This window comes from Devosia sp. A449 (assembly GCF_054489375.1).
This window is the reverse complement of sequence record NZ_JBTMWU010000001.1, coordinates 1077759-1099426: the sequence shown is the minus strand read 5'-3', so window position 1 is coordinate 1099426 and position 21668 is coordinate 1077759. Positions and strand designations below refer to the sequence as shown.

Sequence of the window (21668 nt, the reverse complement as noted above, 5' to 3'; positions counted from 1 at the left end):
GCTGGGATCAAGTCAGGTCGATCAGCCGTTGAGGCCGGCCAGCACCTGGTCGAGCATCAGCATCACGCCGTTATAGCCATGCATGGTGATGTAGGCGGCCTGGGGGTCGAGGTAAACGATGTGACCTGCCTGGGCAGCCTTGGTCTGGTTGACCAGCTCATTGTCGAGCAAGGCCGCAGCGGCGCCAGCGTTTTCGCCGGTGCCGGCATCGCGGTCGACCACAAACAGCCAGTCGGGATTGGTTTCGAGGATATATTCGAAGGACACGCCGTCGCCGCCGTGATCGCCATCCCTGACGTCAGCCATGGCCGAGGGGATGCCGACCTGATTGTGGATCCAGGCGACGCGGCTATCGGGGCCATAAACGCCGAGCTTGCCGGCATTGGTGACCAGCACCAGGGCATTGCCCTTGCCTTCGGCAGCGGCGGTGACTTCGGCGACCTTGGCGTCGAGTGCGGCCTGCAGTTCAGCAGCCTTGGCTTCGAGGCCGAAAATGCCGCCCAGCGTCACCAGATTGGCTTCGAGGCCACCGATAATGTCGGCATTGTTCACCGACAAATCGATGGTCGGCAGGATGTCCTTGCCGGTCGGATAGGCGGCGGCCGAGCGGCCGGCGACGATGTAAAGGTCGGACTCGGAGGCGGCAATGCCTTCAAAATCGGGCTCGAACAGCGAGCCGATCGGCAGCGCATCAGCAGCCACGAAATCCTTGAGATAGCCCGGAACGTTGCCAGCCGGGGTGCCGGCGACGGCAACGCCGAGCGCATGCAGATTGTCGAAGGCAGCCCAATCGGACGTCAGCACCTTGGCGGGAACGCCACTGATCGTGGTCTCGCCCTGCGCGTGGGTAATGACCTTGTCCTGCGCCATTGCGGCCAGGGCGGAAAACGACAGCGCGCCGGCAACGAGCGCGGCGAAGAGTACGGGGGTACGGGTAAGCTGCAAGGCTGCTTCCAATCCAGTAACGGTCAATCGGGGGCGCGGTCAAAATCATGACTGCGTTGGTCCGGTTTACTAGCCAGATGAATCGGCGGAGTCAAAAGATAAGATGACGCATTCCATCATCTTTTTAATTGCCCGGCCGGAAATTAATCCGGCCGGGCCTGGAATCAGGATTTAGCCAGCAGATTGCGCAGCTTACCCAATGCGGTGGCATTGTACTCGCCATAGGCGATGGTGCCCTGGAACCCGCCCTGCCGATCCAGCAGATACACCGAGGCGGTGTGATCCATGGTGTAGTCATCGCTGCCCTCGATCGGCACCTTGGCGTGATAGGCGCCCCAGGCCTTGGCTATCTTGTCGATCTCGGCTGGCTCACCGGTGAGCCCGGTGATGCGGTCGCTGACCCAGCTCACATAGTCGTCGAGGATGGCCGGCGTATCGCGTTCCGGGTCGACGGTGACGAAATAGGCGCGCAGATCCTTGCCCTCATCGCCCAGCGCCTCGAACCAGGCGCTCATCTCGGCCAGAGTGGTCGGACAAACGTCAGGGCAATGGGTGAAGCCGAAAAACAGCACCGAGGGATTGCCGACAAACACGGTTTGATCCACCGGATTGCCGCGCTGGTCGACCAGATTGTATTGCCCGACGCCGAAGCTGCCCGTGGTGGCGGTGGCAGTGGCAGTGGCAGCTGGCTGCGGGCGGAGCAAATAAGTGCCGGCGCCTACCACGGCCACGGCGGCAACGGCTACCCAGAGCCCGATACGAAAACGATGCATATTCATTAGTGCTGGTGCTCCATGGCTTCCGGCGCAGCGGCGGCTGCGGCCCCGACCGGCAGCATGACCTCAACCGTACCGGCCTTCTCAAAGGTCAGCGTCACCGGCACGGTTTCGCCTTCGACGAAGGCCTGATTGAGCCCCATGAACATGATGTGGATGCCGCCGGGCGCCAGCACGATGGTTTCGCCAGCCGGGATTTCAACGCCATCTTCGAGCTGGCGCATCTTCATCACGTCGCCTTCCAGCGCCATTTCATGGATCTGCACATTGCTGGCGGCGGGCGAGGTGGCCGAGACCAGACGATCAGCCTCGGCGCCGGTATTTTCGATGGTCAGGAAGCCGCCGCCGACCGGCGCATTGGGCAGGGTGGCGCGGGTGAAGGGCAGCGAGATATTGATCGGCCCGAGATGGACCACGCCATTATGGGCGAAAGCGGGGGTAGCGGTGAGAATGGCGGCCACGACGGCGGCCTTGAGCAAACGGATCATGATGGAATTCCGGAAATTGAATTGGTCTTGCTGGCCCAGCGGCCAAAAATTCAGACCACAACCGGAGGCGCGCGCGGTCCACTCGGCGGCGCGGCGGCCGCCGCAATGATCGCCGGGACACTGGGCGCGGCAATCGGGGCCAGCGCCATCAGCGTCAGCCCGGCGGGCAGCACGCTAGGCGTGGGCTGCACCAGATCGGTCTTGCCAACGCCGGTGGCGGGGCATTTGCTGACCGGATTATCCTGATCGGCGCCGATCAGTCCGGCTGGCGTACAGGTCACCCAGCTGGCGGTGATAGTGGAATAACCCAGCTCTTCGAAGCCCAACTGGCTGGCCCGCGCATGATGCAGCGGCGCCAGCAGCGTCAGCACATAGATGGCCAGCACGGCCAGGGCCGTCCCGATCTCTCTGCCGATGCTGCGCTGGCTGGACATGATCTCACTCATAGAATGCCACAGGCCGAGACGAAAGAGCTGAGTTGTCGCGGCTCCTGCGATGCGGCAGCGTTCAACAATGCCGGTGTTCATCGCCTCCCTCCCCCTTGAGGGGAGGGATCGAGGGTGGGGGTGTCGTGCTATCCCAGCCCTCCATTACAATCGAGGTTTCGACACCCCCACCCCAGCCCTCCCCTCAAGGGGGAGGGAGCCCATCGGGGCTCGCGTTCTCCAACGAACCTACACGCTCGGCACATAGGTCTCGCTACACAGCGCGATGAAACTCTTCATCGCCGCCGAGAGCGGGCTGGTCTTGCGGCGGGCCACCAGCAATTGGCGCAGCGCCCAGGGCTCGGCCAGCGGGGCGCAGACCAGATCGGTGCCGGCCAGGAGATGCAGGCTCGTCGAGCGCAAAAAACCGATGCCGAACCCGGCCTCCACCATGCGCACCAGCGCCGGGAAACTTTCCACCCGCACGCTTTCCAGCAGCGGCTTGCCGGCGGTTTTGGCAGCCTCGGCCAGCAGCCGGTCCAGCGAGCCGGCCAGATGAATGCCGACGATGGGATGATCGATGACGGTGGCAAAGCCGATATCTTTGCGCGGCTCGATGCGCGCGGCCAATGGATGATCGGGCGGGGCCAGCACCCAGACGCGGTCATCCTCGAAGGCTTTGATTTCAAAACGGGTGAAATCGTAATTGTCGGAGACAATGGCGATATCGGCCCGTCCCTCATCCAGCGCCAGCAGCGATTTGGCCGCGCTCATTTCCTGAATGTCGAGGTCGATGCCGACATGCTTGGCGGCGTAATGCGCCAGCAATTCGGGTAGCCGCCCGGTCAGCGCCGAGCTGGTGGCGGCCAGGCGCAGGCTGCCGCGCTGACCGCTGCCGAAATCGGCCATCACCGCGTCGAGATCGGCGATGGCGCGCAACACTTTGCGGCAGCCATCGGCATAGGCTTCGCCGGCCGTGGTGAGCCTTACGCCATGGGCCGAGCGATCGAACAGCACCACGCCCAGCCGGCTTTCCAGATCAGACACCCGCCGGCTCACCGCCGACGAGGCAATGCCTTCGCGCTCGGCGGCGCGGCCAATCGAGCCGGTATCGGCCAACAGCAATATGAGGCGTGCGGTGACGCTATCGAACGGTGCCATGCCATCTCCCCAGATGAGCGGCACCATAACGATCAGCCGCCGATCAGCAAGGAAATGCCGCGCAGCAGGTAGTAAAAACCGATAGCGGTGACCAGCAGGCGCGTCCAACTCTTGAAATTGGCGTCGGTCAGCCGCTGCAATACCCAATAGCCGGCGCTGGTGCCGGCAATGGCGAAAGGCGCCGCCAGCGCCACCGCGCCCCATTCCCAGCCGCTCAGCACCATGGCGGCATTCCAGTAGAACACCACCTTGCCGGCATGGTTGATCACCTGCGCCGCCGCCTTGGTGGCGATGATGGTGTGCCGGTCCATCGGGGTGCGGATGAAGAACATGTCGATGGTCGGCCCAGCCACGCCCACCGCCAGATTGATGCCGCCACCGAGCAGGCCACAAATAAAGGCGTGATGCGGCTTGCTGGCATCGAGCGCCAGCCAGGATTGCGGTATCCACAACAGCGCCGGCAGCACGCCGATGATGATGCAAACGCTCGCCAGATCGGGGACATAGCGGACGCTGAACAGGATGACACCGGCGGTAAACAGCCCCAGCGTCATGATCGCCAGCACCCGCCAATCGATGAATTTGCGCGAGAAATAGGCGCGCGAGCCATTGGCGATGATCTGGATGGCGCCCTGCACCGCAATGGCGGTGCCCACCGGCAGGATCAGCAGCAGGATGCCGAGCAGCACCAGCCCGCCCGCCATGCCGAAAATGCCTGACAGCGTGGCGGTGAAAAACACCGACGCCAGCAGAATGGCGACTATCGGCAAACTCATTATCTCAGTCCCTCATTGGAAGAACTCATGCCCGCTCTGGTCTGAGCGCGCCATGACAGATGCGGCATGAGGGGGTGCCGGAAGGCATAGCCAAGGCGTTCCGCAAACGCGATGTCATCCCGGCCTTGAGCCGGGACCCATCCTGAGATCGGGGGATGGGCCCCGGCTCAAGGCCGGGGTGACGCCGTGGGTGTTACGAGATGCTGCCCAGAGCTCGATCTCTACCTCCCCCTTGATGGGGGAGGCTAGGAGGGGGTGGAGCCACACAATCAAAATACAGGACGAACGCTCACGTACTCGCCGCCCGCGCATTGGCCTGCGCCACCAGATCGTCCGGGATATCGTCAAAGCTGGCATAGTTCATATTATACAGCTTGGCGTAGAGCCCCTGCTTTTCCATCAGCTCGTCGTGATTGCCGGTTTCGATCATCTCGCCGTTCTGCAGCACGATGATGCGGTCGGCGCCGCGAATGGTGGCCAGCCGATGGGCGATCACCATGCCGGTGCGGCCTTCAAGCAGGGTCAGCAGCGCCTTCTGGATCTGCCGCTCGGTGTAGGAATCGATATTGGCGGTGGCCTCATCGAGCACCAGGATTTTGGCGTCAGCCACCAGCGCCCGGGCGAAGCTGAGCAATTGGCGCTGCCCCAGCGACAGGTTGGAGCCGCGCTGTTCCAGCACGCTGTCATAGCCGCCCGGCAGGCGGGTGATGAACTCATGCGCGCCGACCGCCTTGGACGCCGCGATCACATCGTCCAGCTTCGCCGAGGCCTTGTTGTAGCGGATATTGTCGAACACGCTGCCGGTGAACAGGAACGGCTCCTGCAACACCATGGCGACCTGCTCGCCCAGCGATTCCTGGGTGATGTCGCGCACGTCATGGCCGCCGACCAGCACCGCGCCACCCTGCACCTCGTAAAAGCGGTGCACCAGCGACATGGCCGAAGTCTTGCCCGAGCCGGTCGGCCCGACCAGCGCCACGGTCTCGCCCGGCTTGACGGTGAAGCTGACATTTTTCAGCACCGGGCGGTCGGCGCTATAGCCGAACACCACGTCGCGGAACTCCACCGAACCGTCCATGTCGCGCGTCAGCACCACGGCGTCGGGCTTGTCGGTGATCGAGGCGGGAATATCGAGCACTTCGGTAATGCGGCGGCCCGAGGTCATGGCGCGCTGCATGATGGAATATTGCATGGTCAGCGAGCGGATCGGGTCGAAGAAGCGCTGGATATAGAAGATGAACGCCACGATGACGCCGATCTCCAGACTGCCATTGAGCACCAGCGAGCCGCCGACCACGATGACGATCGCCATGGCGATGCCGGTGAGGCTGTCGACGATCGGCACCATCACCTGGGCAAAGCGCGAACCGGTGAGCTGGGTCTGCAGATTGTTGAAGGCCTTGTCGTCATACAGGTCGAAATTGACCTTCTGACGATCCAGATTCTGCACGGTGCGGACGCCGTTAATGCCTTCGGCCATGGCGCCGGCGGTGATCGAATTGGTCTCATGCGCCGCCCAGAAAGCGCGCTTGGCCGGTGGCAGCCAGAAGATGCGCACGATGAACAGCACCGGCATGGTGCTGAGCGTGAGCAGCCCGAGCCGGAAGTCGAGCGTCAGCAGCACGGCGACAATGCCGAATAGCAGCACCAGATCGCCGACCGAAATCACCGAGGTTTCGAGGAATTCCTGCATCGAGCTGACGTCGCCCTGCAACCGGCTCATCAGCCGGCCGACCTCGGTCTTGTCCATGAAGCTCAGCGACACGCGCTGCAATTGGGCAAACATGGCGCGGCGCATGTCGAACAGCACATGCTCGGCCACCTGCCCGACCTGGCTTTCCTGCACCCAGGAGGCGGCGAAATTGATCACCACCACCAGCGCGAACGAGCCGGCGGCCCATAACAGATTGGTGGTGTTGCCACCCTCGGTCATGCCGCTGTCGATGGCGCGGCCGATGATCAGCGGAATCGCCAATTGGGTCAGGGTAAAGATCAGCACCGCTGCGACCGACAGATAGATCTTGGCCTGATAGGGCGCGACGAACGCCCAGATGCGGCGCACGGTGCGCGGATCATAGGCCTTGCCGAAAATCTCTTCTTCGATGCGGTGGCTGCCGACGCTGGCGCGGGGCGGGCGCTGGCCCGGAAAGGCGGCGACGTCGCGATCGTCTTCGTCAATGGCGCTCATTGGGCAGCGCTCCCCAGCTCAACATCATCGGTGGGACGGGTCTGCAAATCATAGAGCGCGCGGTAGCGGCCGCCCTGCGCCAGCAGTTCCTCGTGGCTGCCCTGCTCGATGATCTTGCCGTCTTCGAGAAACAGGATGGTGTCGGCATGCAGCAGCGAGCTCAGCCGGTGGCTGATCACCAGCGTCACCCGATTGCTGGCATAGCGGCGGATGGCGCTGCGAATGCGGTGTTCGGTGCCGGCATCGATGGCGGCGGTGCTATCGTCAAACACCATCACCGCCGGCTTGAGCACCAGGCTGCGGGCAATCGACAGGCGCTGGCGCTGGCCGCCCGAGAGCGATACGCCACGCTCGCCCACCACGGTGTCGTAACCGGCGGGCAGGCCCATGATGTAGCTGTGCAGCTGGGCGCTTTCAGCGGCCTTTTCGATCTTGGTCTCCTTGGACCAGGGATCGCCATAGGCAATGTTATTCTCGATGGTGGTGGTGAACAGGAAGCTGTCCTGCTGCACCACAGCGACGGCGCGGCGCAGAGATTGCAGCGACACCTGGCTGACATCCTGCCCATCAATGGTGATCTTGCCGCCGCTGACATCGTAAAAGCGCGGGATCAGATGGGCGAGGGTCGACTTGCCGCTGCCCGGCGCGCCGACAATGCCGATGGTCTGGCCGGCCTTGGCCTCGAACGACACGCCATTCAGCGTGGCGTGGGTGGCACCCTCATAGGTGAAATGCACATCCTCGAAGCGCAGCGTGCCCTCGGTCACCTTGAGGTCCGGCACGCCGGGCGCATCGACAATGGCCAGCGGCTGATCGAGGAAGGCGTAGAAGCGCTCGCCGCAGGTGGAGGCGCGGGCAAAGGAGTTGACCATCAGGCCGAGCTGACGCACCGGCATCTGCAAAATGGTCATGAAGGTGAGAAAGCTCGCCAGCGTACCGACGCTCATCTCGCCGGCAATCACCTTGTTGCCGCCGACCCAGAGCACCAGCCCCATGGCGGCGAAGAAGGAAAAGGTCATGGCCGAGGTGTTGCGCACCCGGATGCGGACGCGATCATGCGCCAGCTCCAGCGCCTCCTTGGACGCCTGATCGAACTTGGCCAGCTCGAAATCCTGCGCCGAAAACGCCCGCACGACGCGAATGCCGCCGAGATTTTCTTCCATCACCCTTGTCAGCGCCGAGAGCTTCTGCTGCAGGATGACCCAGGTGGCGCGCAGGGTCAGCTGGGCCGAGGACGAGCGCCAGGCGACGAAGGGCACAAAGCTCAGCGCCAGCAGCCCCAGCACCACATCGGTGGTCAGCAGCATAAAGGCGCCGACCCCGATCAGCACCGAGAGCAGGATCATGCGCACGAAGCCGGTGGAAAAAAACATCCGCACGCCGTCGAGATCGAGCAGGCCCATGGTGATCAGATCGCCGGTATGGACCTTGTCGTGGTAGGAATAGGACAGGCGCTGCACCTTGTCATAAAACGCCAGCCGCAGCTCGTAGCCGACATGGTGGCCCACCGATTCCGAATAATAGTTCTGCACCAGCGTGAAGCAGCCGCGCGCCACCGAAACGCCGAGCAGCAGCATGGCGCTCATGAACAGCGCCGCCTCGGCCCCCTCGCCGCCACTGCCCAGAATGCCCTGCGCCTGATCGACCGCATGCCCCAATAGCCGCGGCACCATCAATTGCAACACCGAGGCAATTATGGTGGCGCCGATGGCGGCGCTCGCCTGCCAGGGATGGCGCAGCGAATACAGCGTGATCCGGGTCAGCGGGCTCTGGCCTTTGCCGGCATGCGCAGCGGCCACATGTTCCCGTGCATCGCCGCGTGAATGGACGCGGCCAGCCTTCTCGGTGGTCAAGGGAATATCCAGACGTCAATATAAGTGTGGGTCGAAATTGGGGGCAAACTACCGTATTCCGCAGTATCGGACCGGATTAGCTCGCCCGCTCAGTCAACCCTCATTCGCCCTACCATTCAAGACAGAATCGTCACAAAAAACGCAAATCGCAACGTTCCAACCCTCATTGCGGCACAGCGGGCGCCGGGTAGATGACAGCGGAGCATTGCCGGTTCTGGGCATCAAGCAGCGCCTGCTCGGCAGCGCTGACCATGCCGGTCTCGATGGCATTCCACAGCCCGTTCTTTTCGACCCCTTCCAGGCCGCATTGGCAATAGATGGTGCAGAGCGGCGCCGTGGTGCCGCCCGCCTCGCAGGTACTCTGGCAGGAGCGCAGGAAATCACTGCTGCGCATCGCCACCTGCGGTTGCAGCACCGCTGCGGCCGGATAGACCAGCCCGAGCAGGATCGGCTGGTGCAACAGATAGATCAGCAGGCTCCAGCGCCCGAGGAAAGCCAGCAGCTTGGGCAAGCGTCCGCCCGGCGCGATGGCGGCGAGCCGCTCGTACCAGCTTGAGGCCAGCAGCAGCCGGGTGGCGATGATGCCGACCAGCACCGCGCCGAACCAGGGGAATACCGGCACCAGATCATTGGTCGGCGGCGGAACCTGCCAGAAGCCGAGCCAGGACCACACTTTCTCATTGAACAGCGCGTCGGAGAAAAAGAAGGTCGGCGCAATGAAGACAATCGCTGCAATGATCACCAGCCACAGCGGCGTGCGCACGAAGCCCAGCCCGAGCAGGCTGAACAGCGCGATGGCATGCAGCACGCCGAAATAGACAAAACTATCCGGGAAGGTGAACCAGGTCGCCGCACTGATGATCAGCGCCCCGGCCAGCACAAACACCCAGCGCCGCCAGAAGCCGCGCCAGCGAATGCCCCGACCATGGCCGAGCACCAACCCAACCCCGACCAGAAACAGGAACGCCGCCAGAATGCTGCGGGCAAACAGCACCCATTCCGGGTCATGCCCCACATCGGCCGGGATGAAGCGGAAATAGCTGAGGTCCCAGCATAAATGATAGACGACCATGGCCAGAATGGCGACGCCACGGGCGATGTCGACAATGGCGAGGCGGGGGCGCGGCGAAGCAGTTTCACTCATGGCCGCACAATGGCTGGCGTCGCCGCCGGGTTCAATCGTGAAAATCGTCGAGCAGCCGGCTCCAGTCCTCGCCCATCAGCCCGCCGAGATAGGCGTCGCCCCGCAGCGCTGCATCGGTGATTTCGGCATGCCTAGTGGAAATGCAGTAAGCGCCGCGCGGCACGAAAACCATGCCCTTCTGCGCCCCCAGCGCCGCCATCAGAAACGGCTGCGCCAGCCCCGTTGCGCCCAGACACCCCAGCGTATCGAGATGGGCCAGCAAATCACCGACCACCGCCGCCTCCTGCCCTGGCCGGCTCAGAATATTGAGCACCCGCGCCATGCCGCCCGGTCGGGCATAAAACACGCTGCACCCGGCCAGCTCGCTTCTGCCATCGCGCAGTTCGCGCAGGTGCAGCTTGCCATGCCCCGGATTTTGCGCCGCCATCTCGAGCAGCCAGCCCAGCTCCTCCGCCCCCCACACCGGATGCAGCGCGAAGCGCTCGACCAGCCCCGGCGCCAGTTGAATGAAGTCATCCCGCGCCATCGGCGTCCCAACGGCCGGACCAACTGCCCGCAGCCCCGGCACCAGGCGCCGCAACAGCGTATCGATGCCCCGCGCCACGCCACCCAGCATTGGCCGCAACCAGCCCGGCACACGGCGCTGCATCCGCTGCGCCAGCCATCCCGCCGGGCGAAATACCCGCCGCCAATCCAGGCTCTGCACCGGCAGCACATGGCCACCAATCGCCCGCCAATGGTCGGCGCTGACCGGATTGGCGCTATCGGAAAAACAGAAATCGTGATGCCGCGCCCGCAATGTCAGCACCATATTGGCCCCGCCGCGCGTCGGCTGGCGTGGATCGGTCATGTAATTGCTCATCAGCCGACCGGTCAGCACCCGCTCCCCGATACGCACCTGCATGGGAATGACCAGCAGCGCCGCGTCGATAATGCCGTCGCCATCGCGATGCACCATGCTGGCCACAGCCGGGTCATGGCTGGGCGCGGTGAAGAAGCTACGCTCGAGATAGCTCAGGAACGCCGCCGATGGCGCCCCACCACCGCGAAAGGCGCGGTAAAACAGAGCGGCGACAGCCGGCACGTCGTCGCGCTGCATCGCCGCCATCATCGCAAAGCTCCGCTTGCGACCAAAACCTCGGCCACCGGATGGATCGCCAGCCCCCGCGCCTGCACCCGGTCGAGCACCAGCCCAAAATGGGCCGGCGAGCAGCCAATGCTGCTGGGCGCGTGTTGCACATCGTGGGTGTAAAAAATCAGCCAGCCGCCACCCTCTACGAGATCTTCCAGCAGCCGGTCCAGCCGCGCCGGGCTGAGCGTCGCGTCATACAACTCCTCGGCCCGCAGATGCGCCAGGTCGATCCAGCCGCGATTGATCCCCGGCTGGATGCCGCGCAGCCCGGCATAAAGCGGCGCCAGCAGGCGCTTGGTATTGAGCGACACGACGCCGAACGGGTAGGCGAAGGAGGTAGGCGCCCGCCCGCTCAGCGCCGCGATTGCCGAAGTGTTGGCAGTCACATCGGCAATGAGGTGATCCGGCGCGCAGCGCTGGACATTGAGATGGGCGCTGGTATGGCCGCCGATATCGTGCCCGCGCGCCGCCAATGCAGCCACCTGATCGCGGCTGGCAATCTGCTGGCCGTTCTCGCTGCCCCCAGCCAGCGCATCGGCGAAATAGAAAGTGCCGCGCGCCCCGAGCGCTTCGAGCTGCGGCGCGGCGTATTCAACGGCAGAAACCGGAAAATCATCAAAGCTGAACGACACCATCGGCTGGCTCAGTCTGAGCCGGAATGGCCGGAACGGGATGGTCCGGGCCAGTCGGCGCGACAGGCCGGCAATGGGGTGGGACAGCTCTATCACCAGACCTCTTCGCGGACGGGTAGCGGCAGCGGCGTCAGACCCAGGCTGGCCAGAACCGCGTTCATGCGCGACACGGCGACCTCGGTGGTGAAGCTGGCGGCGCGCGCCCGCAGCGCCGCGCGGTCCACCGGCGCATCGAGGGCACGGCGCATGGCATGGACCAGTGCATGCAGATTGTTGGGCGGCACCAGCAGGCCGAAGCGCCCATTGGCGAGGATTTCGCGCGGGCCATGGGGCGCATCGGTGGCGACCACCGGCGTGCCGCAGGCCAGGGCCTCGACAATGGCATTGCCAAAGCCCTCATGCCGCGAGGAGGAGACCAGCAGCCCGACCCGCGCCACCCAGTCACTCGGTTCGGCAACGAAGCCTAGCAGCATGACGCAATCATCGAGCCCCAATTGCCGCACCAGACGCTGCAGCGCCGGGCGCTCCGGCCCCTCCCCGAGAATGGTCAGTCGCACCATGCGCTCGTCGCGCAATACGGCGAAAGCGGCAATCAGCGCAGCAAAATCCTTCTCTCGCGACAGCCGGCCCACCGCGATGATATGCCCGGCCTCGCGCCGCTCCGGCACGGTCAGTTCGGCCAACCGCGCCGCCGACAGCACCGCATTGGTGCCCAGATTGATCGCCCGTTGCGGCGCCACGCCGAAGTGCTCCACCAATTCCTGCCGCACCCCGGCGGTGAAGCTCAGCACCAGATCGGCGCGGGGATAGAGCCAGGGTGCCAGATGATAGCCGAGACGGTTTTGCCAATAGGGATCGGCGCGCCTGGCCGCCAGCGGCGCCGCCACTTCGCGCAGGATAATTCGCGGCCGCAGCGCCGGTGGGCATAGCTGCACCGCCACCACCGCAAGACAATTGCCCGCCGCCTCTGAGGCAATGATGGCCCCCGGCTGCCGCGCCCGAAGCATCCGCGTCAGCGCCGGAACGGCGCGTGCCATGCGCAGCCGCTTGCCCCCGCCCAGATCGAGCAGTGGCATGGAAGGCGCCAGAAAATCGCGCAGCGGCCCCTCTGCATCGAGGGTGGCCACCAGCATCGGCCAGCCCGCCGCCAGCAGCCCATTGGCCAGCTCGATGGCATCGCGCTGCGCCCCGCCGCCCGACATGGCGCGCACCAGCATCACGATAGATCGGCTTTGGCTATTCTCGTAAATAATCATCATCGACCAGATGGTAATAATTGAATTACTTAAATCTGATCTGATAATCCAAAGCCACGTTACTTGATTTAACGGGTTAATATTACTGGATTTTCCCTATGCACCTATACTTATCAATCCAAAAATCTTGAACGACCACCACGCCTCGCTGTATATGGTCTCCCGTCTGGGGGCTGCCGGGCTCAACCTGCTGTCGGTCGCCATCTTCACCCGGCTGGCCACGCCGGCGGTGTATGGCGTCTATCTCGTCGGCTTCGCCACCAGCTTCATCGTCTTCGCCACCCTCTGCCAATGGCTGCTGCACGCCCATTTCGGCGTCTATGCCCCGGCCCGCGCCGCGCGGCTGGCCGGAGCGCTGATCGTGGCGCTCGGCGCGGTCACGGCGCTCGGCAGCGTCCTGCTGCTGCTCGCCCTCGCCACGGGTCTGGTAGCGCCGGAGACGGCGTTGGGGATCGCCGTGCTATCGCTGGGCTTCATCATCCATATCGGCGCTGTCGAACTGGGCCGGGCCCGCCTGCTGGTCGCCGAGGTGACAGCCTCCGGCCTGCTGCGCGGCGTGCTGATCTTGGCGCTGGGCAGCCTGGCGCTGCTGCTGGCCCAATCGGCCAGTCTGTTGCTGACCGCCATTGGCCTGGGCCAAGCTCTCGCCGCCGCGCCGGTGCTACGCGCCTTGTGGCGCGACGGCATCGCCCGGCCCGAACCCGGCGATGTCATGGCGCTCCTCCGCTATGGCTGGCCGCTGATCGTGGCATTGGCAGCGGCGGCCCTCGCCCTCAATCTGGATCGGCTGGTGCTCGAGCGCTTGGCCGGCGCCGCTGCGGTCGGGTCCTATGGAGCGGTCAGCGACGTGACCCGACAGAGCTTTGTCGTGCTGGGCGAAGCCATCGCCGCCGCCTATGTGTCGCAGGCCAAGGCGCTGGGGGCGGATACTGCGCAACGCCGGGCCATACTCCGCCGCGCCTTCCTCACGCTATGGACCATAGTGCTGCTCGGCATGACCGGCTGGCTGGTGCTGGGTCCCGGCCTGCTCGGCGTATTGCTCGATGCCGACTATGCCGCCGCCGCCCCGGCGATCCTGCCTTTCATCGTGCTGGGCACCGGCGCGCTGACGCTGCGCGCTTATTATTTCGGCCAGGTGATCTATTTCGCCGGCTCGGTGCGGCGCGAGGTGATTGCCAATATCGCCATGCTGGCGCTCACCGCTATTGGCGTCGCTATTCTGGTGCCCGCCTTCGGCCCGACAGGCGCCGCCGCCGCCTTCGCACTGGCACAGCTCGGTGGTCTGCTCGGTTTCCTCATCGCCGATCGCCAGACGCGGCTGATGCCAGTCGACCTTGCCCGCGCCGGGCTCGCCCTGCTGGTCTGTGCCGGCACAAGCATAGTGGGGCTAATGCTCCTGCATCTCGCCGGCTGGTGGGTAGCGCTGCTGCCGGTGCTGGCAGCCTCCTTGTGGCTGGGCTGGCGCTGGGACCTGTTTGGTGCCCGTCAGTTGCTGGCAATCAGGCGGCAATAATCATCAATCATCCGCTCCACCGCATAGGCCTGGCGCAGGGCAAGAGCCGCCGTATAGCGCTGCGCCGAACTCGGATAGTCGGCCAACAGCGTCCGCACCGCTGCTGCCAACGCGCTAGCATCGTCAACCGGATGGAAGGCCACTGTCCCGGCCGGCGCCAGCACCTCGCGCAGCACCGGCAGGTCGGCTGCAATGATGGGCAGACCCGCCATGCCGGCTTCAACGGCCACCAGCCCAAAACTCTCCCATAGCGAGGGGAACACAAAGGCATCGGCCTCCGCCAGCAGGCCCGCCAGACCCGACCGATCCAGATGGCCCACCAGATGCAGCCGCGCCGCCACGCCCAGCCGCATGGCCTGCTGCAGCAGCTCCGGGCGCAGCGGCCCATCGCCGGCAATCACCAGATGGGCGGTCGGCAGCTCGGCCAAGGCAGCCACCGCGAGCTGATGGTTCTTCTGCTCGGCCAGCCGGCCAGCAGTCACCAGCAGCGGCGCCAGTGGCGGAATCGCCAGCCGCCCAGCCCAGCCACCGGTCACCGCTTTGGGCAGCGGCGCCACCCCATGCGGAATGAGCCGCAAGCGGCTTTGATAGGGTGGCGGATAGGTGTCCACAGCCGCAACGGTGGCCGCAGAATTGGCGACGATGGCAGTGTGCAGCCCCACTTGCCCGAACCACCGATCCAGCACGCGCCAAGGGCCACGCATGGCCGACGGAATGGCGGTGAGGTGGGTCGCCCGCACCCGCACGCCAACCACCCCACCCAGCAGTCCGCCAACCAGCCCCGCCGCCACCTGATAGGACAGAATGGCATCATAGCGCCCCATCAGGATGCGGCGCGCCACAAGCCCCGGCTCCTCGCGCAGCACCAGCGTCTCGACCTCATGCCCGCGCGCGGCCAAGCCCTTGGCCACCATCGCGGCCAGCACCGGCACGCCGCCCGGCGCATTGTTGCTGAGCAATTGCAGCACCCGGCTCATCGCCCCAACTCCGCCCGCGCCCACAGCCGCAGACAGACGATGGCCAGCAACCCGGTGAACCAGATCGAGTCGCCCCGATTGAACAGCACCGCCTCAAGACTGGACATCAGCAGGGTGAACAGCCAGCCGGCGACGAGATAGTCGAGAAACGCCCGTTCGGCGGCATCGGTCACCCGCGCCCTGATGGCGGCAATATGCCGGAGCGGCGCGATGCCGGCCCAACCGAGCACCAGCAACAAGCCAGGAATGCCCGCCGAAATGGCGATATCGAGAAAGCCGTTATGGGCATGCGACACCTGCGCCGCCGTGTCGCCGCTGCCGGCGATAGCATAGGTCGCGCCAGTGTCCCAGAACACGTTGTAGCCATAGCCAATCACCGGCCGCCGCCCGATGGCCTCCAGAGCGAGCTGCCAGATATCGGTGCGCCCGGTAAAACTCGGATCAGGCAGCTGCGCCACCAGCGCCCGCACCGCCGCAAAGGCCACCCCGCCAATGGTCAGTAGCGACAGCCCACCAACCAGCAGCAGCGCCACCAGCAGCGCGCCGCCCGGACGCAGCCGGGTGATCAGCAGCGCCCCGCCCAGCGCCGGCAACAACAGCAAGGCCGCCGACTTGCCGCCGGACAGCCCCAGCAGCGCCAGCGCCCCGAGAACAATACCCCCGCCCCAGACCCGCCAGCCCAGCCGCCACAACAAAATGCCGACCAGCGTGAAATGGATCGCCATCGGCGCCAGATCATTCTTGTGCCGGAACATGCCGCGCCAATCGCCGGCGAGGCCCTGCTCCACATTATCGCGCACCGAATGGATGGCCAGATCGGGGGCAAAGAGGGCGCCACCAAAACACAGCACAATGGCGAGGCTGGTGGCCACGCCCAGCGTCAGGACAAAGTCTTCCATCCGCGCGAACAGCAGCGGCAGGCAGACGGCGATGGCGATGACCACCCCGGCCAGCACCAGCCGGTTGAGCGCCAGCCCGGCACTGGGCGAGAGCAGCGCCGTCACGCCAAACCAGAGGAAGATCGACACCAAACCCGGACTGACCGCCTGCCACAGCCGACCAGTCTGCCCGCCGCGCCACACCAGCAGCAAGGCCAGGGCGAGGAGGAGCAGCGTCAGATTACGGCGCAGGCCATTGGACCGGGTCGGATCATCCAGCACGCCATAATCGGCAAGGCTGGCAAAGGGCTGCGCCTGCGTCCACAGCACCAGCATGGCGCAGAGCGCAATGCCACCCACCAGCAGCACCCGCAGCTCAAAACGGGCCAGCGCGGCAATCATGTCGCGCCCCGCAAATAGTCGCGCACAAAGCGCCCATAGGAAGACGGCGTATCGTCTTGCCGCAGCAGGGCCGGCGCGGCGCCGGGGCTATAGCACCAGGCGGTGTGGCCGAGACCTAATCCGTCCAGCACATCGCGGGCGAACGGCATGGCGAAGTCATCGAACCCGCCCTGCAAGCCATCCTCGCATGCCGGGCAAAAGCCCCATTCGGTGACGATGATCGGCCTGTGCTCGGCCAGCGCGCCGAGGCTGGCAAACCAGCGGTCGGGCGCATGGCGGTCTTCATTGGGATAGACATGCCAGGCATAGGCGGTGCGCGCATCATCCAGCGGATCGGCGGCCGCGCCCGTCAAATCATGCGCCCAGCGCCCGCCCGCCGCGAGCACGATGTTATCGCTGATGCGGCGGATTTCGGTCGTGATCGCCGCCCAGGCCGGCCGAAACTCGGACCAGAAAGCACCATCCGACAGCCAATGCCGCTCGTCGCCCACCGGCTCATTCCACAGCTCGAACAGCACAGCCGGATCACTGCCATGCCGCTCGGCCATGCCGCGCCAGAAGGCGATGGCGTCGTCGATGGAGGACAGATAGGCGTCGGCCGGCAAGCCCCATTGCGGCGGCGGAACCGGCTCATACAGGTCGGGAAAACCGATGGCGTGCCAATCGACAATGACGAAAAGCTGTCGCGCCCGCGCCGCCGCAATGTCGGCATCGAGCAACTGCCCCAGCAGCATTCGATCATAGCGCCAATGACCGGGATGCACGCTGATGCGCACGCAATTAGCCGCCCAGTCCTCGGCCACCACACGATAATCATCAAGGCTGCGGCCGGCGCGGATATAGACCGGATCGCCCATGGCAATGCCTGCGAGACGCAGCGGCGCGCTGTTCCACTGCAGCCGATTGCCGACGATCTCGATGCGGCCCGGTTCGGCGGCGCGCAGCAGCGGCGTCGCCGCCAGACCGGCCAGCCCAGCCAGAGCGCCACGCCGGTTCATTTGGTGGCCTTGCGGCGCTGGCGCAGCAGGCCATAGAAACCGCCCAGCACCAGCCCGGCGATGGCGCCCAGCGGCAGCAACAGGCTGAGTTTGGGCGGAAAGCTGCGCTCCATCGGCGCAACGGCGCGCGACACGATCTGGGCATTCAGCGTATCGATCTGCGCCTGCTCGGCGGTTTCACGCGAGCGCAGCAGCGCGTCCTCATAGATCGCCCGACTGGCTTCGGCCACGCGTTCCAGCTGGCGCAGGCGGATGCGGCGGGAGTCGGTATCCTGTAGCGCCGTGGTCGCAGCTTCCATCTGTTGGCTCAACGCCGCCGCCTGCTGCTCGGCCCGCTGCAGGCCCAGTTCGGCGGCATCCAGCAGCCGCCCGATTTCGGCGGTGATGGCAGTGCGGGCCAGCGCCACACGCTGCTCCGCCACCTGCAAGCGGGGATGGCGCGCGCCCAGCGTAGCCCGCAGCGTCGCCGCATCGGCGACAGCACTTTGCAGCTCGCTGCGCAGCCGGGTGATATCGACCGAGCCAATGGCCTCGGGCGCGGCAATGATGCGGTCGGGGTCCAGCGCCAGCTGCCGCAATTGCGCCAGCTGGATGGTGGCGGCTTCGACCGCATTATTGGCGGCGAGCAGCGCCTGGCTGGTCTGGCCGACCCGGCCTTCAAGCAGCGACTGGCCACCGGTTTCGACAATATTGTTGGCGCTGCGATAGAGCTCGACGGCGGTTTCGGCGACCTCCAACTCGGCCAGCAATTGCGTCAGCCGCCCTTCCAGCGTCGCCGAGGCGCGGCCGGCCTGTTCCGCCCGCTGGGCTTCGCGCAAGGCCAGATAATTGCCGACCACAGCATTGGCGATAGCGGCCGCCTTGCTGGCGCTTTCGGATTCGGCGTGAATATCGACCACATAGGTCCGGTCCAGCCGCACCACATGCACGGCCTTGCCCAGCGCGGTGACGGCCCGGCTGAGCTCATCGCGCGGCGCGTCCGAGACGTTCCCATCCAGCAGCGCCTTTAGCGGGTTGATGGGCCCTGCGAATTCGGGGTCCTGATCCAGCCCCAGCTGGGTCGCGGCGGCGCGCAGCACCGAGTCCGAAGCCATGACCCGTGCCTGGCTTTCGATCAACACCACGCCGCCATCGCCCGAGGCGGTCGAGGGCGTCAAATCGCGTTCGAGCAATTGCAGGTTTTGCGGATCGACGAAAATCTGCGCGCTGGCCCGGTAGCTCGGCGTCACCACTTGCGCCGTGAGCACGGCCAACACGGCCCCGCCCAGCGCGCCCGCCAACAGCCACCAGCGCGTCTGCCAGAGTTCACCCAGCCAATCGCCCAAAGCAAGCGCAGGCGGCGGCATGAATTGCGAGCTATTAGTGGCGTGAAACATCAGTGGATCATGCTTAATGTTTTGTTACCCATGAACAAAACTTAGCAGCATCCCGGTCTAGCGAGAGATCAAAGCCGTTTCCTGGTGAATTCCGTAAGGGTATTTACTAGGCCGGCGCGTGTGCCCCCCCACCCTTGATCCCTCCCCACAAGGGGGAGGGAGACGATGAACACAGCCATCGCGGCCTGCGCCTCCCTCCCCTTGATGGGGAGGGAATGAGGGTGGGGTGGGGCCAAGCACACCGAGGCAGCAGTCGAGGCTGCTCGGTCCTAATCCTGCTGCGCCAAGACCGCCAAAAACGCCTCGCCATAACGGTCGAGCTTGGCCTGGCCGACGCCGGGCAGGTTGAGCATGTCATGCGGATGGCGGGGCCGGGCCAGCGCCATCGCGCGCAAAGTGGCGTCGTGGAAAATGACGTAAGGCGGCACGCCCTGCTGTTTGGCGATGCGCAGGCGTTCCTCGCGCAGCGCATTGAACACCGACATCGCCGGCTCGGGCAGCTGCACACTGCTCGCCAATTGCCGGCGCACATCGACGGATTTTTTCGGTCGATCCTTGCGCAAGGTGACCACCCGCTCGCGTTTGAACACCGCCCGGGCGCCCTCGCCCAGCGTCAGCGCGCCATGATTGGCGTGGTCGACCACGATCAGCCCGCCCGCCGTCAACTGCCGCAACACGGACTGCCAGGTCTTGCTATCGAGATCAGCGCCCTGCCCGAACACCGGCTGGTTCTGGTGGCCGAAGCGTTCGACCTTTTCGGTGGCCTTGCCCAGCAGCACATCGATGACATGGGCGGCGCCGAAACGCATGCCGGTGCGGTAGATGGCGGCCAACGCCTTGATGGCTGCCTCGGTGCCGTCCCAGGATTCCACCGGCGAGCGACAGGTGTCGCAATTGCCGCAAGCGCCGGGATGGGCCTCGCCGAAATGGTTGAGAATGGCCTTGCGGCGGCACTCGGCGGTTTCGCAAACCCCGAGCAGCGCATTGAGCTTGCCGTGCTCGACGCGCTTGATCTCGTCGGGGGCATTGCCCTCGTCGATCATGCGGCGGCGCTGCACCACATCGGCCATGCCATAGCTCATCCAGGCATCGGCGGGCTGGCCGTCGCGGCCGGCGCGGCCGGTTTCCTGGTAATAGGCCTCGATCGAGGCCGGCAGATCCATATGCGCCACATAGCGCACGTCCGGCTTGTCGATGCCCATGCCGAAGGCGACCGTGGCCACCATGCAGACATTTTCCTCCTTGAGGAACGCATCCTGATTGGCGTTGCGGCGCTCGGCCGGCAGACCGGCATGATAGGGCAAAGCCGGAATGCCCTTGCCGCTCAGCCAGTCGGCGACGTCCTCGACCTTGGCGCGGCTGAGGCAATAGACAATGCCCGAGCTGCCCTTATGCGCCGCCAGGAAACTCAGCAGCTGGTCGCGGGCCTTGTCGCGCTCGACGATGGAATAGGAAATATTGGGCCGGTCAAAGCTGGTGGCAAACACCTGCGCCGTTTCCAGCCCCAGCCGCTCGATGATGTCTTCGCGCGTCGTCGGATCGGCGGTGGCGGTGAGGGCAATGCGCGGCACGCCGGGGAACAGCTCGGTGAGCTTGCTCAGCTCGCGATATTCGGGGCGGAAATCATGGCCCCACTGGCTCACGCAATGCGCCTCATCAATGGCGAACAGCGCGATGTCGATATCGCTCAGCATATTGGCAAAGCCCGGCGTCGCCACCCGTTCGGGCGCCACATAGAGCAAGTCCAATTCGCCACGCCGCAATTGCCCGCGCACTTCGGCGGACTCTTCGGCGGTCAGCGACGAATTGAGCGCCGCTGCCGCCACGCCCGCCTGCCGCAGCGCTTCGACCTGATCGCGCATCAAAGCGATCAGCGGCGAGATGACAATGCCGACGCCGGGGCGGCAAATCGCCGGAATCTGGTAGCACATGGATTTGCCGGCGCCGGTGGGGAACAGCACCACGGCGTCGCCGCCGCCGACCAGATGATCCACGACATCGGCCTGCTGGCCGCGAAAGCTTTTATGCCCGAAAACGTCGCGCAGCACGGCCAGGGGGTCACGCGGCAAAGCCTGCGGTCCAGCCTCGAACAAATCCATTCCTGATTCAAGCGTGCTCACACCGCCCTTGGACCACAGGGGCGGGGTGAGCCGCAAGCCGGCAGCGATCAAGCTTTGGCGCTATCCACCAGCGGTTTGCTCAGAAACGGCGAGCCGCGCCGCACGAAACGCCAGGGCGTCTCGACGCCCTTGGTGATGCCAATGCGCGGCCCCACTGCGACATCATGCTCAACATCGCGCGGCAACAACACAAAGGGCGGCGCATCGAGCGACAGCCCATTCTGCGCAATCGAGATGCCAAGCGCCTGACACAATTTGCCCGGCCCGGAACAAAGCTGGCGCGCCGAAACCCCACCGCGCCGCTCATGCATCTGGTCCAGTCCTTGCACCGGCTCCAGCGCTCGGACCAACACCGCACTGCCGCGCTGGCAGACGAAATTGAGGCACCAATGGATGCCGTAGATTTTGTAAACATAGGCATGGCCGGGCGGACCAAACATCGCCGCATTGCGCGGCGTCGGGCCGTTGAAACTATGTGAAGCCGGATCGGCGGGGTCATAGGCTTCCACTTCGACCATCGGACCACCAACGCCATCGACCAGCAAAGTGACGCCGATCAGGTCGCGCGCCACCGCGGTGACCGGACGGTCAAAGAAATCCGCAAGCATGCTGGAAGCGAGTGCTGAAT

18 protein-coding genes and 1 pseudogene are annotated in these 21668 nt (G+C 65.1%); 1 reads left to right on the top strand and 18 read right to left on the bottom strand.

What is annotated here, in order from left to right:
* Positions 1-21: 21 nt before the first annotated feature.
* The 12 genes and pseudogenes from ACX3OW_RS05255 to ACX3OW_RS05200 all read right to left on the bottom strand — a co-directional run bounded on the left by ACX3OW_RS05255 (position 22) and on the right by ACX3OW_RS05200 (position 12779).
* A complete protein-coding gene (locus ACX3OW_RS05255; RefSeq protein ID WP_459094668.1) occupies positions 22-945 on the bottom strand; it encodes a siderophore ABC transporter substrate-binding protein in 924 nt (307 codons plus the stop codon).
* A 164-nt stretch (positions 946-1109) separates the two neighbouring features.
* On the bottom strand, positions 1110-1718 hold the full coding sequence (locus ACX3OW_RS05250; RefSeq protein ID WP_459094810.1) for an SCO family protein: 609 nt from the start codon (positions 1716-1718) through the stop codon (positions 1110-1112).
* A gap of 5 nt (positions 1719-1723) precedes the next feature.
* A complete protein-coding gene (locus ACX3OW_RS05245) occupies positions 1724-2209 on the bottom strand; it encodes a copper chaperone PCu(A)C (RefSeq protein WP_459094667.1) in 486 nt (161 codons plus the stop codon).
* Positions 2210-2259: 50 nt separating this feature from the next.
* Complete coding sequence (locus tag ACX3OW_RS05240) at positions 2260-2643, bottom strand: hypothetical protein (RefSeq protein WP_459094666.1); 384 nt, start codon at positions 2641-2643, stop codon at positions 2260-2262.
* A 240-nt stretch (positions 2644-2883) separates the two neighbouring features.
* Positions 2884-3795 (bottom strand): LysR family transcriptional regulator, encoded by a 912-nt coding sequence (locus ACX3OW_RS05235; RefSeq protein ID WP_459094665.1) that lies wholly within the window; start codon positions 3793-3795, stop codon positions 2884-2886.
* Positions 3796-3827: 32 nt separating this feature from the next.
* On the bottom strand, positions 3828-4571 hold the full coding sequence (locus ACX3OW_RS05230) for a TSUP family transporter (protein ID WP_459094664.1): 744 nt from the start codon (positions 4569-4571) through the stop codon (positions 3828-3830).
* 289 nt (positions 4572-4860) lie between these two features.
* Positions 4861-6759: an ABC transporter ATP-binding protein gene (locus ACX3OW_RS05225; protein ID WP_459094663.1), complete on the bottom strand. Its 1899-nt coding sequence runs from the start codon at positions 6757-6759 to the stop codon at positions 4861-4863.
* Complete coding sequence (locus tag ACX3OW_RS05220) at positions 6756-8612, bottom strand: ABC transporter ATP-binding protein (protein ID WP_459094662.1); 1857 nt, start codon at positions 8610-8612, stop codon at positions 6756-6758. The genes ACX3OW_RS05225 and ACX3OW_RS05220 overlap by 4 nt, the downstream gene beginning before the upstream one ends.
* A gap of 460 nt (positions 8613-9072) precedes the next feature.
* A pseudogene (locus ACX3OW_RS05215) lies at positions 9073-9756 on the bottom strand (heparan-alpha-glucosaminide N-acetyltransferase); the annotation flags it as partial.
* 31 nt (positions 9757-9787) lie between these two features.
* Positions 9788-10867 carry a GNAT family N-acetyltransferase gene (locus ACX3OW_RS05210; RefSeq protein ID WP_459094661.1) on the bottom strand — a complete coding sequence of 360 codons (1080 nt, stop codon included), beginning with the start codon at positions 10865-10867 and terminating at the stop codon, positions 9788-9790.
* Complete coding sequence (locus tag ACX3OW_RS05205) at positions 10864-11616, bottom strand: polysaccharide deacetylase family protein (RefSeq protein ID WP_459094660.1); 753 nt, start codon at positions 11614-11616, stop codon at positions 10864-10866. The genes ACX3OW_RS05210 and ACX3OW_RS05205 overlap by 4 nt, the downstream gene beginning before the upstream one ends.
* Positions 11613-12779 carry a glycosyltransferase gene (locus ACX3OW_RS05200; RefSeq protein WP_459094659.1) on the bottom strand — a complete coding sequence of 389 codons (1167 nt, stop codon included), beginning with the start codon at positions 12777-12779 and terminating at the stop codon, positions 11613-11615. Before ACX3OW_RS05200 ends, ACX3OW_RS05205 begins: the two co-directional genes overlap by 4 nt.
* 124 nt (positions 12780-12903) lie before the next feature.
* Here ACX3OW_RS05200 and ACX3OW_RS05195 point away from each other — a divergent pair, with 124 nt between their 5' ends.
* Positions 12904-14289: a polysaccharide biosynthesis protein gene (locus ACX3OW_RS05195; RefSeq protein WP_459094658.1), complete on the top strand. Its 1386-nt coding sequence runs from the start codon at positions 12904-12906 to the stop codon at positions 14287-14289.
* On the opposite strand, the gene ACX3OW_RS05190 is transcribed toward ACX3OW_RS05195, so the two are convergent.
* The 6 genes from ACX3OW_RS05190 to ACX3OW_RS05165 all read right to left on the bottom strand — a co-directional run bounded on the left by ACX3OW_RS05190 (position 14262) and on the right by ACX3OW_RS05165 (position 21648).
* Positions 14262-15266, bottom strand: coding sequence for a glycosyltransferase family 4 protein (locus ACX3OW_RS05190; RefSeq protein ID WP_459094657.1), 1005 nt, complete (start codon positions 15264-15266; stop codon positions 14262-14264). The two genes, ACX3OW_RS05195 and ACX3OW_RS05190, sit on opposite strands and share 28 nt — an antisense overlap.
* Positions 15263-16546 carry an O-antigen ligase family protein gene (locus tag ACX3OW_RS05185; RefSeq protein WP_459094656.1) on the bottom strand — a complete coding sequence of 428 codons (1284 nt, stop codon included), beginning with the start codon at positions 16544-16546 and terminating at the stop codon, positions 15263-15265. Before ACX3OW_RS05185 ends, ACX3OW_RS05190 begins: the two co-directional genes overlap by 4 nt.
* Positions 16543-17544 (bottom strand): glycoside hydrolase family 5 protein, encoded by a 1002-nt coding sequence (locus ACX3OW_RS05180; protein ID WP_459094655.1) that lies wholly within the window; start codon positions 17542-17544, stop codon positions 16543-16545. The genes ACX3OW_RS05185 and ACX3OW_RS05180 overlap by 4 nt, the downstream gene beginning before the upstream one ends.
* Positions 17541-18920: a GumC family protein gene (locus ACX3OW_RS05175; RefSeq protein ID WP_459094654.1), complete on the bottom strand. Its 1380-nt coding sequence runs from the start codon at positions 18918-18920 to the stop codon at positions 17541-17543. Before ACX3OW_RS05175 ends, ACX3OW_RS05180 begins: the two co-directional genes overlap by 4 nt.
* 269 nt (positions 18921-19189) lie before the next feature.
* The gene (recQ, locus tag ACX3OW_RS05170; protein WP_459094653.1) at positions 19190-21019 is read right to left on the bottom strand and encodes a DNA helicase RecQ; all 1830 of its coding nucleotides are present in this window, start codon (positions 21017-21019) and stop codon (positions 19190-19192) included.
* Between the two features lie 68 nt (positions 21020-21087).
* A complete protein-coding gene (locus tag ACX3OW_RS05165) occupies positions 21088-21648 on the bottom strand; it encodes a DNA-3-methyladenine glycosylase (RefSeq protein ID WP_459094652.1) in 561 nt (186 codons plus the stop codon).
* Positions 21649-21668 lie beyond the last annotated feature (20 nt).

What these genes read in the sequence shown, in the direction of transcription:
- ACX3OW_RS05250 (WP_459094810.1), bottom strand. Translation starts at nt 1,718, where the DNA reads ATGCATCGTTTTCGTATCGGGCTCTGGGTAGCCGTTGCCGCCGTGGCC.
- ACX3OW_RS05245 (WP_459094667.1), bottom strand. Translation starts at nt 2,209, where the DNA reads ATGATCCGTTTGCTCAAGGCCGCCGTCGTGGCCGCCATTCTCACCGCT.
- ACX3OW_RS05240 (WP_459094666.1), bottom strand. Translation starts at nt 2,643, where the DNA reads ATGTCCAGCCAGCGCAGCATCGGCAGAGAGATCGGGACGGCCCTGGCC.
- ACX3OW_RS05235 (WP_459094665.1), bottom strand. Translation starts at nt 3,795, where the DNA reads ATGGCACCGTTCGATAGCGTCACCGCACGCCTCATATTGCTGTTGGCC.
- ACX3OW_RS05230 (WP_459094664.1), bottom strand. Translation starts at nt 4,571, where the DNA reads ATGAGTTTGCCGATAGTCGCCATTCTGCTGGCGTCGGTGTTTTTCACC.
- ACX3OW_RS05225 (WP_459094663.1), bottom strand. Translation starts at nt 6,759, where the DNA reads ATGAGCGCCATTGACGAAGACGATCGCGACGTCGCCGCCTTTCCGGGC.
- ACX3OW_RS05210 (WP_459094661.1), bottom strand. Translation starts at nt 10,867, where the DNA reads ATGATGGCGGCGATGCAGCGCGACGACGTGCCGGCTGTCGCCGCTCTG.
- ACX3OW_RS05200 (WP_459094659.1), bottom strand. Translation starts at nt 12,779, where the DNA reads ATGATGATTATTTACGAGAATAGCCAAAGCCGATCTATCGTGATGCTG.
- ACX3OW_RS05190 (WP_459094657.1), bottom strand. Translation starts at nt 15,266, where the DNA reads ATGAGCCGGGTGCTGCAATTGCTCAGCAACAATGCGCCGGGCGGCGTG.
- ACX3OW_RS05185 (WP_459094656.1), bottom strand. Translation starts at nt 16,546, where the DNA reads ATGATTGCCGCGCTGGCCCGTTTTGAGCTGCGGGTGCTGCTGGTGGGT.
- ACX3OW_RS05180 (WP_459094655.1), bottom strand. Translation starts at nt 17,544, where the DNA reads ATGAACCGGCGTGGCGCTCTGGCTGGGCTGGCCGGTCTGGCGGCGACG.
- ACX3OW_RS05175 (WP_459094654.1), bottom strand. Translation starts at nt 18,920, where the DNA reads ATGTTTCACGCCACTAATAGCTCGCAATTCATGCCGCCGCCTGCGCTT.
- recQ (WP_459094653.1), bottom strand. Translation starts at nt 21,019, where the DNA reads ATGGATTTGTTCGAGGCTGGACCGCAGGCTTTGCCGCGTGACCCCCTG.
- ACX3OW_RS05165 (WP_459094652.1), bottom strand. Translation starts at nt 21,648, where the DNA reads ATGCTTGCGGATTTCTTTGACCGTCCGGTCACCGCGGTGGCGCGCGAC.